This is a genomic window from Geodermatophilus amargosae, assembly GCF_900116515.1.
In the GTDB taxonomy this organism is placed as follows: Bacteria; Actinomycetota; Actinomycetes; order Mycobacteriales; family Geodermatophilaceae; genus Geodermatophilus; species Geodermatophilus amargosae.
In genome coordinates this window covers 104,250-117,337 of the sequence record NZ_FPBA01000006.1, presented here as the reverse complement: position 1 = coordinate 117,337, position 13,088 = coordinate 104,250, and the positions used below count along the sequence as shown (strand labels likewise).

Annotated in this window: 13 protein-coding genes; 7 read left to right on the top strand and 6 right to left on the bottom strand. The window is 74.3% G+C overall.

Features of this window, described 5'->3' with window-relative positions; genetic code table 11:
- Positions 1–71 precede the first annotated feature (71 nt).
- The 3 genes from BM414_RS10935 (at position 72) to BM414_RS10925 (ending at position 3,590) form a co-directional block, all read left to right on the top strand.
- Positions 72–1,079, top strand: coding sequence for a GlxA family transcriptional regulator (locus BM414_RS10935; RefSeq protein WP_093579467.1), 1,008 nt, complete (start codon positions 72–74; stop codon positions 1,077–1,079).
- 276 nt (positions 1,080–1,355) lie between these two features.
- Entirely contained in the window at positions 1,356–2,978 is a 1,623-nt protein-coding gene (locus BM414_RS10930) for a DEAD/DEAH box helicase (protein ID WP_245784637.1), read from the top strand.
- A gap of 75 nt (positions 2,979–3,053) precedes the next feature.
- Positions 3,054–3,590, top strand: a complete 537-nt coding sequence (locus BM414_RS10925) for a hypothetical protein (protein WP_093579466.1) — start codon at positions 3,054–3,056, stop codon at positions 3,588–3,590.
- A gap of 84 nt (positions 3,591–3,674) precedes the next feature.
- Here the strand turns inward: BM414_RS10925 and BM414_RS10920 are convergent, their stop codons facing one another.
- Positions 3,675–4,211 (bottom strand): helix-turn-helix domain-containing protein, encoded by a 537-nt coding sequence (locus BM414_RS10920; protein WP_217644666.1) that lies wholly within the window; start codon positions 4,209–4,211, stop codon positions 3,675–3,677.
- 55 nt (positions 4,212–4,266) lie between these two features.
- Here BM414_RS10920 and BM414_RS10915 point away from each other — a divergent pair, with 55 nt between their 5' ends.
- The 4 genes from BM414_RS10915 (at position 4,267) to BM414_RS10900 (ending at position 6,611) form a co-directional block, all read left to right on the top strand.
- Positions 4,267–4,611 (top strand): hypothetical protein, encoded by a 345-nt coding sequence (locus BM414_RS10915; RefSeq protein WP_093579464.1) that lies wholly within the window; start codon positions 4,267–4,269, stop codon positions 4,609–4,611.
- Positions 4,608–5,540 carry an alpha/beta hydrolase family protein gene (locus BM414_RS10910; protein ID WP_093579463.1) on the top strand — a complete coding sequence of 311 codons (933 nt, stop codon included), beginning with the start codon at positions 4,608–4,610 and terminating at the stop codon, positions 5,538–5,540. Before BM414_RS10915 ends, BM414_RS10910 begins: the two co-directional genes overlap by 4 nt.
- A gap of 106 nt (positions 5,541–5,646) precedes the next feature.
- Entirely contained in the window at positions 5,647–6,195 is a 549-nt protein-coding gene (locus tag BM414_RS10905; protein WP_093579462.1) for a cupredoxin domain-containing protein, read from the top strand.
- Positions 6,192–6,611 (top strand): hypothetical protein, encoded by a 420-nt coding sequence (locus BM414_RS10900; RefSeq protein WP_093579461.1) that lies wholly within the window; start codon positions 6,192–6,194, stop codon positions 6,609–6,611. The genes BM414_RS10905 and BM414_RS10900 overlap by 4 nt, the downstream gene beginning before the upstream one ends.
- A 69-nt stretch (positions 6,612–6,680) precedes the next feature.
- Here BM414_RS10900 and BM414_RS10895 read toward each other — a convergent pair whose 3' ends face one another.
- From BM414_RS10895 to BM414_RS10875, 5 genes are all read right to left on the bottom strand, one after another.
- Positions 6,681–7,688: a sugar phosphate isomerase/epimerase family protein gene (locus BM414_RS10895; protein WP_093579460.1), complete on the bottom strand. Its 1,008-nt coding sequence runs from the start codon at positions 7,686–7,688 to the stop codon at positions 6,681–6,683.
- Between the two features lie 54 nt (positions 7,689–7,742).
- Positions 7,743–8,924, bottom strand: a complete 1,182-nt coding sequence (locus BM414_RS10890) for a Gfo/Idh/MocA family protein (protein ID WP_093579459.1) — start codon at positions 8,922–8,924, stop codon at positions 7,743–7,745.
- Positions 8,925–8,986: 62 nt separating this feature from the next.
- Complete coding sequence (locus BM414_RS10885) at positions 8,987–10,042, bottom strand: substrate-binding domain-containing protein (protein ID WP_093579458.1); 1,056 nt, start codon at positions 10,040–10,042, stop codon at positions 8,987–8,989.
- Between the two features lie 118 nt (positions 10,043–10,160).
- A complete protein-coding gene (locus BM414_RS10880; protein ID WP_093579457.1) occupies positions 10,161–11,351 on the bottom strand; it encodes an ABC transporter permease in 1,191 nt (396 codons plus the stop codon).
- On the bottom strand, positions 11,348–12,934 hold the full coding sequence (locus BM414_RS10875; RefSeq protein ID WP_245784636.1) for a sugar ABC transporter ATP-binding protein: 1,587 nt from the start codon (positions 12,932–12,934) through the stop codon (positions 11,348–11,350). Before BM414_RS10875 ends, BM414_RS10880 begins: the two co-directional genes overlap by 4 nt.
- Positions 12,935–13,088 lie beyond the last annotated feature (154 nt).

Below are 13,088 nucleotides of genomic sequence, written 5' to 3'. Positions count from 1 at the left end.
CTGCAGAGCATGGCCGACGCCGACCGGGGGGCGACAGTGGCCCGACGGCCAACACGTGCAAGGATCCGGCCATGACGTCAGGCCCGGGTCCGGTCGTGAACGGCGGCCACCGCCACGAGGTCGCCGTCCTCGCCCTCCCCGGCACCATCGCCTTCGAGCTCGGCCTGCCGCACCGGCTGCTCGGCGGCGCGGTCGACGCCGACGAGCGCCCGCTCTACCGCGTCCGCGTCGCCACCCTCGACGGGCGCCCGGTGCGCACCTCGGCCGGCTACTCGATCACGCCCGAGCACGACGCCACGCTGCTGCGGACCGCGGCGACCGTCGTCGTCCCCGGGGTGCAGGGCGGCCCGGCGATGGCCGACGGCCGGGTCGCCGGGGAGCTGTCCGCCGCGCTCCGCGACGCCGCCGGGCACGCCCGGATGCTGTCGATCTGCACCGGCGCCTTCGTCCTCGCCGCCGCCGGCCTGCTCGACGGCCGGCCCGCGACGACGCACTGGATGCACGCCGCCGCCTTCCGGAAGCTCTTCCCGACGGTGCGGCTGGACCCCGACGTGCTCTTCGTCGACGACGGCGACGTGCTCACCAGCGCCGGCAACGCCGCGGGCATCGACCTGCTGCTGCACCTGGTGCGGCGCGACCACGGCAGCGAGGTGGCCAACCGGGTGGCGCGGCGCAACGTCGTCGCGCCGTGGCGGGAGGGCGGGCAGTCGCAGTTCGTCGAGCGGCCGCTGCCCGACGCCGGGGACACCGGGACGGCGGCCACCCGCGCCTGGGCGCTGGAGCACCTGGCCGAGCCGCTCACGCTGGCCGGCCTCGCCGCGCACGCGCGGATGAGCGTGCGCACGTTCACCCGCCGCTTCCGGGAGGAGACGGGCCTGTCGCCGCTGCGCTGGCTGGCGTCGCAGCGGATCGCGCTGGCCCGCCGGCTGCTGGAGTCCACCGACGCCTCGATCGACCGGGTCGCCGCCGACGCCGGCTTCGGCACCCCGGCGTCGCTGCGCCAGCACCTGCGCGCCTCGATCGGGGTGGCGCCCGGCGCCTACCGGCGCACCTACCGCGGCGCCGGCCGCACCGCCTGAGGGAGCCGACAGCGCTACAGAGACCCCTCGAACGGGTGGGTGTGACGCGCGACTCCTCCCTCGGGCGGCAGGATCGGCGCCCGCGTCTGGTTGAGTGGGACGTACCGGCGTTGCCCTCGCTCATCCGGAGCTGCAGGACTCGACGTCGGGCTGGTGCAGCGCCACGGAGGCGCGCCCGGCTGTCCGACGTCGCCGCCGGCGCGCTCCGCCCCGCTCCCGGGGCCAGCGCCTGCGCACGGTGACCGACGACGGCGACCCGAAACGCCCGAGGAACCGATGACCTCCCCGAACACCCCCTCCCCCGCCGGCACCTCCCGGCCGCGCCGCCGCGGCGGCCGTGGCCGGGGCCGCGGGACGGGCACCGCCGTCGCGGCACCCGCCACGACGGCGACCACCACGACGACCACCGCGACGACCACCGCGACGACGACTCCCGCCCCGGCGGTCGAGATCCCCGCCGGCGACGTCCCCACCGTCCTGCCCACCGACACCACCTTCGCCGAGCTCGGCGTCCCCGCGCCGCTGGTCGAGGTGCTCACCGCCAGCGGCATCACCGCGCCGTTCCCCATCCAGGTCGCGACGCTGCCCGACTCGCTGGCCGGCCGCGACGTGCTCGGCCGCGGCCGCACCGGCTCGGGCAAGACCATCGCCTTCGCCCTCCCGCTGGTCTCCCGGCTGGCCGCCTCCACCACCCGCCGCCAGGCCCGCAGGCCGCGCTCGCTGGTGCTCGTGCCGACCCGCGAGCTGGCCAACCAGGTCGCCGCCGTCGTCGAGCCGCTGGCCCGCGCGCTCGGCATGCGGACGACGGTCGTCTTCGGGGGCGTGGGCCAGAACCCGCAGGTCCAGGCGCTGGCCTCCGGCGTCGACGTGCTCATCGCCTGCCCCGGCCGGCTCGAGGACCTGATCGGCCAGGGCCACGCCGACCTCTCCGCGATCGAGGTCACCATCCTCGACGAGGCCGACCACATGGCCGACCTGGGCTTCCTGCCCGGCGTCAAGCGGCTGCTGGACCGGACGCCGAAGGTCGGGCAGCGGATGCTGTTCTCGGCCACGCTGGACAACGGCGTCGACGTGCTGGTGAAGCGCTACCTGTCCGCGCCGGTCACGCACTCGGTCGACCCGGCCGTCGCCCCGGTGTCCACCATGACCCACCACGTGTTCCAGGTCAGCGCCGCCGACAAGCCCGAGGTCGTGCGCCAGCTCGCCTCCGGCCTGGGCCGCAGCGTGCTGTTCACCCGGACCAAGCACCAGGCCAAGAAGCTGGCCAAGCAGCTCACCGCCTCGGGCGTCCCGGCGGTCGACCTGCACGGCAACCTCAGCCAGAACGCCCGCGAGCGGAACCTCGAGGCGTTCAGCAACGGTGAGACCCGCGTGCTGTGCGCGACCGACATCGCCGCCCGCGGCATCCACGTCGACGACGTCGCGCTGGTCGTGCACGTCGACCCGCCGACGGAGCACAAGGCCTACCTGCACCGCTCCGGCCGCACCGCGCGCGCCGGTGCCGGCGGCACGGTGGTCACGCTGTCCACCCCGGACCAGAACGGCGAGGTGCGCACGCTGACCCGCCAGGCCGGGATCACGCCGGTCGTCAGCTCCATCCGCCCCGGCGCGGAGCAGATCACCGCGCTGACCGGCCCGGCCGCCCCGTACGTCGAGCCGGCCCCGGCGCCCGCTCCCCAGCCGCAGGGCCAGGGCGGCGGACGGCGCCGTCGCGGCGGCACCGGCGGCTCGGCGACCGCGACGACGGCGTCCGCGCCGTCCGCCGGCCGCAGCGCGGCGCGCACCGCCGGTTCCGGCCGCCCCGCGGGCCCGGCGCGCACCCGCGCCGAGCTGGCCGCGCGGGCCGGGACGCACTCGGCGTCGTCGTTCAGCGGGCGCACCCGGCGCGGAGGCCGCTGACCCCGGGTGGTGTCGTCGCGGGGGCGGTCGGGAAGAGTCCTCCCGACCGTCCCCCACGACCCTGCGAGGTGCCCGATGGCCCTGCCCATCACCCTGTCCGAGATCGGTCCGCGGATCTCGGCCGGCGCGTTCATCCTCAACAGCGGGCTGGGCAAGCGTGCTGCCGACGACCAGACCGCGGCGGGCCTGCACGGTTTCGCCAGCGGCACCTACCCGTTCCTCAAGGACGTCGAGCCGAAGCAGTTCGTGCAGGCGCTGTCGACGGCGGAGATCGCCGTCGGCGCCGCGCTGCTGACGCCGTTCGTGCCCACCGCGCTGGCCGGCGCCGTGCTCACCGGCTTCGCCGGTGGCCTGCTCGGTCTCTACCTGCGCACGCCCGGCATGCGCAAGGAGGGCAGCCTGGCCCCCACCGAGCAGGGCCTGTCGATCGCCAAGGACGTGTGGCTGCTCGGCATCGGCGTCGGCCTGCTCACCCGCGGCACCGTCGACCGCGGCACCAAGCGGGTCGAGAAGGCCGCGAAGACCCTGGCCAAGGCCAACAAGCGGGTGTCGCGGGCCGAGGCCAGGGCCGAGCGGCGGACCACCCGCGCCGCCGTCCGCGCCGCCGCCTGAACGGCCCCTCCTCCCCATCCCTCGCCCGCTCGGGACGGGACCCGGGAGGGGGCCGAGAACCAGTGCGGAGTGCCCGACCCTGGGTCACCCCGGCAGGAAGACCGTCCCGAGCAGGCAACGGCGACGCTCCCCGTCCGGCCCGTTCGTCAGGCGGTCGCCCACCACCTGCCGCAGGTCCGCGACCAGGGCGGCGAACTCGTCGTCGTCCAGCCACAGACCGGTCATCCGGTAACCCATCCCGTCCCGGGCGGCGTCCAGTCCGCCCGGGGCGGCGGCACCGGCGTCGACCCAGCGGTCGAAGTCGGCCAGCAGGGCGGCCACGAAGGTGCCGAACGCGCGCCGGTGCTGCTCCGGCGTCATCCCCGCCGCCTCCTCGGGCCCGACGGAGGCGGCCTCGGTCACGAGCCGGTAGGTGCGCTCGGTGCTCCCGCGGACCCGGCGCTCCCCCACCACCTCCAGCAACCCGGCCTCGGCGAGCACCCCGACGTGGCGGTACAGCGTGGCGACCGGGACGTCGGGCAACTCGGCGTGCAGGTCCCCGGTGGTCAGGGTCCGTTCCCCCAGCAGCGCCTGCACGACGCGCAGGCGCACCGGGTGCAGGAGCAGGTCAGCAGACGCCACGCCATCAACCTCTCTCAGTATTGACAACGGTCTCACTGATGAGAACGATAATGCCATGGCGACGATCGAGACGACACCCCGCACCCTCCGCATCTCCCTCACCCGGGCCGAGAAGGTGCTCGGCCTGCTGCGCGACCTCGAGGTCCCGCTGGCCGCGGTGCGCTCGGCCGAGGTGGTCCCCGAGGGCCTGGCCGCGGTCCGCGGGCTCCGGGCGCCGGGACTCGGCCTGCCCGCCCGCCGGATCGGCACGTGGCGCCGGCGGGGGACGAAGACCCTCCTCAGCGTGCGTCGCGGCCCGGCCGTCCGCCTCGAGCTCACCGGGCAGCGCTACGACACCGTCCTCGTCACCGTGGACGACGCACCGGCCGTCGTGGCGGCGGTCTCGGGAGCCAGGCGGTGAGCGCGCGCGAGGTGCCGGTGACCGTGCCCGGCGATCCCCCGCTGGCCGGCACGCTGACCCTCCCGGACGCACCCGGCCCCGTTCCCGCGGTGCTGCTGGCGCCGGGCTCCGGGCCGCTGGACCGCGACTCCGACCACCGGAGGATGCGCTTCGGCGTCACGCGGGAGCTGGCGCACGCCCTGGCCCAGGGAGGGCTCGCCTCCCTGCGCTACGACAAGCGCGGCGTCGGCGGCACCCCCGGTGACTGGCGGCGGGCCGGCCTGGACGACAACGCCGACGACCTGGTCCGCGCGCGGGACGCCCTCGCCGCCCGGCCGGAGGTGGACGCCGGCCGGATCGTGCTGGCCGGCCACAGCGAGGGCGCGCTGCTCGCCGCGATGGCCGCTGCGCGCGGCGTCCCCGCGGCCGGGGTGGTGCTGCTGGCCGGGTCGGCGACACCGGGCGACGAGCTGCTGCGCTGGCAGGCCCGGCGGATCGGCCCGACGCTGCCCGCCCCGGTGCGCGGCCTGCTGCGGCTGCTGCGCACCGACCTGGAGTCGAAGGTGGCCGCCAACCACGAGCGGGTCCGCGCGACCACCACCGACGTCGCCCGCGTCGGCGGGGCGCGGCTCAACGCGCGCTGGCACCGGGAGTTCCTGGCCCACGACCCGCGTGAGGACCTCGCTCGCCTGGCGGTGCCCGTGCTGGCGGTCACCGGCGAGAAGGACCTGCAGGTCGACCCGGGGGACCTGGCCGTGATCGCCGCGACGGTCCCCGGCCCGGTCGAGACACTGTGCGTCCCCGACCTCACGCACACGCTGCGCCGCCAGCCGGGGCCGGCGTCGCTGCGCGCCTACCGCGGCGAGCTGCGCCGGCCGGTGGACGCCGAGGTGCTGGCCACCGTGGTGACCTGGTGCCGGCGCGTGGGTGCCGTTCCGTCCGTGTCCTGATCCGAGACGGAAGGGGTTCCGGAGAACCGCTGCGGACCGTCAGTATCGCGGGCCAACGGTGCGCCGCTGCCGGGGCGGGACCACCGTCGGCTCGGAGGAGGCTCGCGTGCACCACCCCACCCGCCGCCCTGCGGCACTCGTCCTCATCCTGTCCATCGCCCTGCTGGGTGCGTGCTCGGACGACGGCGGGGGCGCCACCGCCCCGGCCGCCTCGGCCAGCGCCCATGCCGAGGGGGAGCACTCGGAGAGCACGTCGCCCGGGAGCAGCACGTCCGGGAGCGCCGCACCGAGCAGCCCGGCACAGAGCAGCGCCGCACCGAGCAGCGCCGCACCGGAGAGCACCGCCTCTGCCGGGGCTCCCCCACCGGCCGAGGCCCGGACGGTCACCGCGACCGAGGGCGAGATGTACATCGAGCTCTCCGAGGACTCCTTCTCCCCAGGCAGCTACACCCTCGAGGTGGTCAACGAGGGGAACGCCACCCACGACCTGGTGGTCGAGCGGGACGGCGCCGACGTCGCCGCGACCGAGACCATCGCGCCGGGCGCGTCGGCCACGCTCACGGTCACCCTCGAGGAGGGCGAGTACGTCTTCTACTGCTCCATCGCCAACCACCGGGCGATGGGCATGGCGACGACCGTGGTGGTCGGCGCATGAGCGGGCGCACCGCGACGCGCACCCCGCGGACCGGTGTCGCGATCGCGTTGCTGCGACTGGCCGGCGCGGCGCTGCTGGCGGCCATCGCCGTCATCCACGGCTACCTGTGGCAGCAGGGCTACAGCGGCATCGACGTGATCGGCCCGGCCTTCCTGGTGCAGGCCGTGCTCGGGGTCGGTGGCGCACTGCTCCTCCTGGGCGCGCCACCGCGCCTGGTGCCGTGGGCGGCGACGCTGGGTGCCCTGTTCGCCGCCGGGTCGCTGGCCGCGTTGGTCGTGTCGACGACGGTGGGGCTGTTCGGCTTCGTCGAGACCACCGCGGCGACCCTGTGGTGGGAGTCGTTCTGGGTGGAGGCCGCCGCCGCCGTCGTCCTCGTCGCACTCGTCGTCCTCACCACGCGGCGGACCGGCCGCTGACGCGCACGGAGGGCCGGGCGCGCGTCCGCGCCCGGCCCTCCGCAGTCCCCGTCCCGACGAGGCCGGGGCTCAGTTGCCGCTGGAGAAGGCGGCGTCGAAGGCGGCCGCCGGCGGGTCGAACGCCAGCCGGCGGACGAAGGCGAGAGCCTCGGGGGCCCCGACCAGGCGGTCCATGCCGGCGTCCTCCCACTCCACCGAGATCGGCCCGTCGTAGCCGATGGTGTTGAGCATCCGGAAGCAGGCCTCCCACGGGACGTCCCCGTGGCCGGTCGAGACGAAGTCCCAGCCGCGCCGCGGGTCGGCCCACGGGAGGTGCGAGCCCATCCGGCCGTTGCGGCCGTTGCCCACCTGCTTCTTCGCGTCCTTGCAGTCCACGTGGTAGATCCGGTCCTTGAAGTCCCAGATGAACGACACGGGGTCGAGGTCCTGCCACACGAAGTGCGACGGGTCCCAGTTCAGCCCGAACGCCTCGCGGTGCCCGATCGCCTCCATGGTGCGGACCGTCGTCCAGTAGTCGTAGGCGATCTCCGACGGGTGCACCTCGTGGGCGAACCGGACGCCGACCTCGTCGAAGACGTCGAGGATCGGGTTCCACCGGTCGGCGAAGTCGCGGTAGCCGTCCTCGATCATCGACTCGGGCACCGGCGGGAACATCGCCACGGTCTTCCAGATCTTCGACCCGGTGAACCCGACGACGGTCTTCACGCCGAGCCTGGCCGCGGCGCGCGCGGTCGCCTTCATCTCCTCGGCCGCGCGCTGCCGCACGCCCTCGGGGTCGCCGTCGCCCCACACGCGGGGGTTGACCATGCCGCGGTGCCGCTCGTCGATCGGGTCGTCGCAGACGGCCTGGCCGTTGAGGTGGTTGGAGATGGCGTAGACCGACAGTCCGTACTTCTCGAGCAGTGCCTTGCGGTCGGCGACGTAGGCGTCGTCCTCGGCTGCGCGCACGACGTCGAGGTGGTCGCCCCAGCAGGCGATCTCCAGGCCGTCGTACCCCCACTCGGAGGCCAGCCGGCACATCTCCTCGAAGGGCAGGTCGGCCCACTGGCCGGTGAACAGGGTGACGGGGCGGGGCATGCGGTTCCTCCTGCGGGTCGTCAGGCGGGGACGGGGTTCAGGCGGGGACGGGGTTCAGGCGGAGACGGGCGTCCACGTCGAGTCCGCGGCGGCGCTGCGCTCGACGGCGTCCAGGACGCGCTGGACCTGCAGTCCGTCGGCGAACGACGGCGTCGGGTCCTCGTCCTTGGCGATCGCGGTGACCAGGTCGACGGCCTGGTGGGTGAACCCGTGCTCGTAGCCCAGGCCGTGACCGGCCGGCCACCACGCGGCGACGTAGGGGTGCTCGGGCTCGGTCACGATGATCCGCCGGAAGCCGGCGCGCTCGGCGGGATCGGTGCCGTCGAAGAACTCCAGGACGTTCATGTCCTCGAAGTCGAAGGCCAGGCTGCCCTCGGACCCGTTGATCTCGATCCGGATGCCGTTCTTGCGGCCCAGCGCGAAGCGGGTGGCCTCGAAGGTGGCCACCGCCCCGCCGGAGAAGCGGCCCAGGAACACCGCGGCGTCGTCGACGGTCACCTGCCCCATGCCCTCCCCGGCGACGCCGGACAGCGACCCGGCAGCCGCCGGCAGCGGGCGCTCCTTGACGAAGGTCTCCAGCAGCGCGCTCACGCCGGTGACGGTCTCGCCGGTGATGTACTGCGTCAGGTCGACGACGTGCGCCCCGATGTCGCCGAGCGCGCCGGAGCCGGCCTTGTCCTTCTCCAGCCGCCACGACATCGGTGCCGACGGGTCGGCGATCCAGTCCTGCAGGTAGGCCGCGCGCACGTGCCGGATCCGGCCCAGCCGGCCCTCGGCGACGAGCGTGCGGGCCAGGCCGATCGCCGGCACCCGGCGGTAGGTGAAGCCCACCATCGACCGCACACCGCGGGCGGCGGCCCGGGCGGCGGCCTCGGTCATCGCCTCGGCCTCGGCGACGGAGTTGGCGAGCGGCTTCTCGCACAGCACGTGCTTGCCGGCCTCGAGCGCGGCGATGGCGATCTCGGCGTGGGTGTCGCCGGGCGTGCAGACGTCGACGAGGGCCACGTCGTCGCGCTCGACGACGCGGCGCCAGTCGGTCTCGGTCTCGGCCCAGCCGAGCTTCCCGGCGGCCTCGGCCACGCGGGTGGCGTCGCGGCCGGCCAGCACCCGCAGGTCGGGGCGCAGCGGGAGGTCGAAGAAGTGGGGGGCGGTACGCCAGGCCTGCGAGTGCGCCGCGCCCATGAAGGCGTAGCCGATCAGGCCCACCCCGAGGGTCGGCCGGTCGGGCGAGGTCATCTCAGATCTCCTCGGGGAGGGAGGCGGGGCCGCCGGCGGACCGGCGGCCCCGCCCGGGTGGATCAGGACTCGAAGGCGCTGTCGATGTACTGGTCGACGTTGTCCGCGGTCACGACCGGCGCGTTCAGCACGATCTGCCGCGGGACCTCCTGCGAGGCGACGTCGGACAGGTTCTTGTCCTGCGCGACCAGGCGGGCCAGCGCGATGCCGTCGGCGCCCTGGGTCGACGGGTAGATGACCGTCGCCTGCAGGACCGAGTTGCCCTCCTGGATCGCCCGCATGGCGTTGGCCGAGCCGGCACCGCCGACCATGAAGAACTCGTCGCGGCCGGCGCTCTGGATGGCGGCCAGGACGCCGACGCCCTGGTCGTCGTCGTGGTTCCAGATGGCGTCGATCTGCGGCGCGGCCTGCAGCAGGTTGGAGGCCGCCTCCTCGCCGCCCTCGACGGTGAAGTCGGCGGCGACGCGGTTGTCGACGTTGAGCCCGCAGTCGGCCAGCGCGTCGGCGAAGCCCTGGCTGCGCTCCTGGGTCAGCGGCAGCGAGTCGATGCCGGCGATCTCGGCGACGACGGCGTCCGGGTTGTCCCCGAGCTGCTCGCAGACGTAGGTGCCGGCGGAGACGCCCATGCCGTAGTTGTCGCCCAGGATGGTGGCGCGGGCGGCGAACGGGCTGTCGAACTGGCGATCGACGTTGATGACCGGGATCCCGGCCTCCATCGCCTGCAGCGCGACCGGGGTCATCGCGGCACCGTCGAAGGGCAGCAGCACGATGGCGTCGACGCCGTCGTTGATGAACGTCTCCACCTGGCTGATCTGGGTGCTGACGTCGTTCGTGCCCTCCGCGACCACGAGCTCGACGTCCTCGTACTTCTCGGCCTCCGCGCGGGCGGCCTCGGTGATGCCGGCCATCCAGCCGTGGTCCGCGGCGGGCGCGGAGAAGCCGATGGTGACGGTCTCGCCGGGCTCGTCGTTGGCGCTCGCCGCCTCGTTGCCGCCGCCCCCGCCGCCGGTGTCCTCCGGGGTGTTGCTGGTGCAGCCGGCCGCGAGCACGCCTGCGCTGAGCAGGGCGACCGTGGCGTACGGCAGACGGCGGAACGGGCGCTGCCTCGTTGCAGACATGTGCTCTCCTCGGGTCTCGCCCCCTGTGCGGGAGCCGGGGTGGGACACCACCGGACGGGAGGTCCGGTGGGTGGTGCCGCCGGCGCGCGGCATCGCGCGCCGGGCTGTCCAGGTGGGACTAGAGCGTCTTGCCGGTCGCGGTCGGCCGGGCGCCGCCCGGGCCGCCCTCCGCGGTGGTCCCTCCGGACACCGAGCCGGAGGGCGAACCGGTCAGCACCGGGCCGCCGGCCGAGCCCCCGGAGGAGGGCCGGCGGAAGCTGAAGCCGCCGGTGGCCAGGCGCTGCTGCAGCATGACGGCGAGGATGATGATCACGCCTCGGGCGACCGCCTGGGCCGAGCTCGACAGGTTGTTGAGCGTGAAGACGTTGCCCAGCGTCGTGAAGATCAGGACGCCGAGGACGGTGCCGACGATCGTCCCGCGGCCGCCGATGAGCAGCGTGCCGCCGATGACCACCGCGGCGATCGCGTCGAGCTCGTAGAGGCCGCCGTGCGTCGAACTGCCGGTCGTCGTCCGCGCCATGATCATGACGGCCGCGATGCCGCAGGTGATACCGGAGAGCACGTAGAGCTTGACCGTGTGCCGCTGCACCCGGATGCCGGCCAGCCGGGCGGCCTCGGCGTTGCCGCCGACGGCGAAGGTGCGCCGGCCGAAGGTGGTGCGGTTGAGCAGCACCCACCCGGCGGCGGCGACCAGCGCGAAGATCAGCACCAGCGTCGGGACCCCCAGGACGTCCCCCGAGAAGAAGGCGAGGAAGTCGCTGTCCCGGACGATCTGGGTGCGGCGGTTGGCGATTATCTCGGCCAGGCCGCGGGCGGCGGCGAGCATCGCCAGCGTGGCGATGAACGCAGCGAGCTTGCCGTAGGCGATGACCAGGCCGTTGACCAGCCCGGCGACCGCGCCCACGACGATCGCCGTGAACACCATGACGATCCAGTGGACGTCCTCGGCCAGCTGCTGGGTGGCCAGGGTGGTGGCCCACACCGACGCCAGCGCCACCAGCGCGCCCACCGACAGGTCGATGCCGCCACCGATGATCACGAAGGTCATGCCGATGCTGACCACGCCGATGACCGAGGCCAGCCGGAGGATGGTCAGGACGTTGTCGACGTCGGCGAAGCGGTCACCGGCCGTGATCACGCCGACGATGCAGAGGATCACGAGCGCGACGACCAGGCCCAGGTTGCGACCCACCGGCCCGGCCATGAAGCTGCCGCTGGAGCGCTCCTGGCGGCCGGTGTCGGACTTCCCCGCTCCCGCCGTCAGGGTGGTGCTGCCGCCACTGGTGTCGCTGCTGGTGTCGCTGCTCATGCCACGGTCCCTTCGTGCTGCGCCTTCTCGAGGTGTGTCGTGTCGTGCAGTACCGGGCCTTGGCCGTGCGTGGTCGTCCCCTGCATCACCAGGTCGAGCACCCGGTGCTCGTCGAGCGCCTCGGCCGGTTCCTGGGCCAACACCCGCCCCTCCGCGATCACGAGGACGCGGTCGGCCAGCCCCAGCACCTCGGGGATCTCGCTGGAGACGACGACGACGGCGACCCCGCGGTCGGCGAGGTCGCGCACCAGCGCGTAGATCTCCGAGCGGGCGCCGACGTCGACGCCGCGGGTGGGCTCGTCGAGCAGCAGCACCTTGCAGTCGCGCAGCAGCCAGCGGGCCAGGACGACCTTCTGCTGGTTGCCGCCGGAGAGGGTGCGCACCTCGCGGGTCTCGTCGGTGGGGCGCACGTCGAGGGAGCGGACCTGCTCGCGCGCGGCGGCCCGCTCGGCGCCACCGGACAGCAGGCCGCCCCGGGAGAAGCGGGCCAGGCTGGAGATGGTGATGTTGCGGGCCACGGACTCACCGAGCAGCAGCGCCTGGCTCTTGCGCTCCTCGGGCGCGAGGCCCATCCCGGCGGCGACCGCGGCGCCGACGTCACCCGGGCGCAGCCGCCGGCCGGCGACGCGGACCCGGCCCGAGGTGGCCCGGCGCGCGCCGTAGACGGTCTCGAGGATCTCCGAGCGGCCCGAGCCCACGAGCCCGGCCAGCCCGACGATCTCCCCGGGCCGGACCGTGAACGACACCCCGGAGAAGGTGCCGTACAGCCCGAGGTCCTCGACCTCGAGCAGCGGCTGCAGGTCGCCGGACACCGGCTCGCGGCGCTCGGGGAAGACGTACTCGATGTCCCGGCCGGTCATCAGCGTGATGACCTCGCGGGTCGGCGTCTCGCGCGCGGGGAGCCCGGTGGCGACCGTCCGGCCGTCCTTGAGGACGGTGATGCGGTCACCGATCTCGCGGATCTCCTCGAGCCGGTGGGAGATGTAGACGATCGCGACGCCCTCGGCGGTGAGGTCGCGGATGACGGTGAAGAGGCGCTGGACCTCCTCGTTGTCGAGGACGGCGGAGGGCTCGTCCATGATGATCAGCCGCGCGTCCTGCGACAGCGCCCGCGCGATGCTGACCATCTGCTGCGAGGCCGCCGACAGGGAGCCCAGCTCCGCACCCGGCCGGATCTCGGGGTGGCCGAGCCTGGTCAGCAGCGCGGCGGCCCGCCGGTTGATCTCGCCGGGGAAGGTGAGCCCGAAGCGGGACTGCTCCCGACCCAGGAAGACGTTGTCGGCGACGGTGAGCCCGGCGACGAGGTCGAGCTCCTGGTAGATCGTCGCGATGCCCAGCGACAGCGCGGCCTGCGGGTCGGAGAGCCGGACCTGCTCGCCCCGCCAGGTGATGGCGCCCTCGTCGGGCTGGTGGGCGCCCGCGAGGACCTTGATCAGGGTCGACTTGCCGGCGCCGTTCTGGCCGAGGAGGCAGTGCACCTCCCCCGCGCGGACGTCGAGGTCGACGCCGCCGAGCGCTCGGACACCCGGGAACGTCTTGACGATGCCGTGCATCTCCAGCAGTGGCGCTTCCGCCGGCCGCATGGCCTCACCTCGGACTTCTGCTCAACGCTGACCATTAGTCTGTGCAGCCGTGACCATATGAACGGAGTCACAGCGGGTCAAGCAACCGTGAGCGGCGTCACCGAACCGATACCTGGACGGGTGCGCGACTCCCGCAGCTGGGCGGCAGAGACGA

Excerpts from the sequence above, each read along its gene's own strand:
- BM414_RS10935 (WP_093579467.1), top strand. The coding sequence starts at position 72 with ATGACGTCAGGCCCGGGTCCGGTCGTGAACGGCGGCCACCGCCACGAG.
- BM414_RS10930 (WP_245784637.1), top strand. The coding sequence starts at position 1,356 with ATGACCTCCCCGAACACCCCCTCCCCCGCCGGCACCTCCCGGCCGCGC.
- BM414_RS10925 (WP_093579466.1), top strand. The coding sequence starts at position 3,054 with ATGGCCCTGCCCATCACCCTGTCCGAGATCGGTCCGCGGATCTCGGCC.
- BM414_RS10915 (WP_093579464.1), top strand. The coding sequence starts at position 4,267 with ATGGCGACGATCGAGACGACACCCCGCACCCTCCGCATCTCCCTCACC.
- BM414_RS10900 (WP_093579461.1), top strand. The coding sequence starts at position 6,192 with ATGAGCGGGCGCACCGCGACGCGCACCCCGCGGACCGGTGTCGCGATC.
- BM414_RS10895 (WP_093579460.1), bottom strand. The coding sequence starts at position 7,688 with ATGCCCCGCCCCGTCACCCTGTTCACCGGCCAGTGGGCCGACCTGCCC.
- BM414_RS10890 (WP_093579459.1), bottom strand. The coding sequence starts at position 8,924 with ATGACCTCGCCCGACCGGCCGACCCTCGGGGTGGGCCTGATCGGCTAC.
- BM414_RS10885 (WP_093579458.1), bottom strand. The coding sequence starts at position 10,042 with ATGTCTGCAACGAGGCAGCGCCCGTTCCGCCGTCTGCCGTACGCCACG.
- BM414_RS10880 (WP_093579457.1), bottom strand. The coding sequence starts at position 11,351 with ATGAGCAGCGACACCAGCAGCGACACCAGTGGCGGCAGCACCACCCTG.
- BM414_RS10875 (WP_245784636.1), bottom strand. The coding sequence starts at position 12,934 with ATGCGGCCGGCGGAAGCGCCACTGCTGGAGATGCACGGCATCGTCAAG.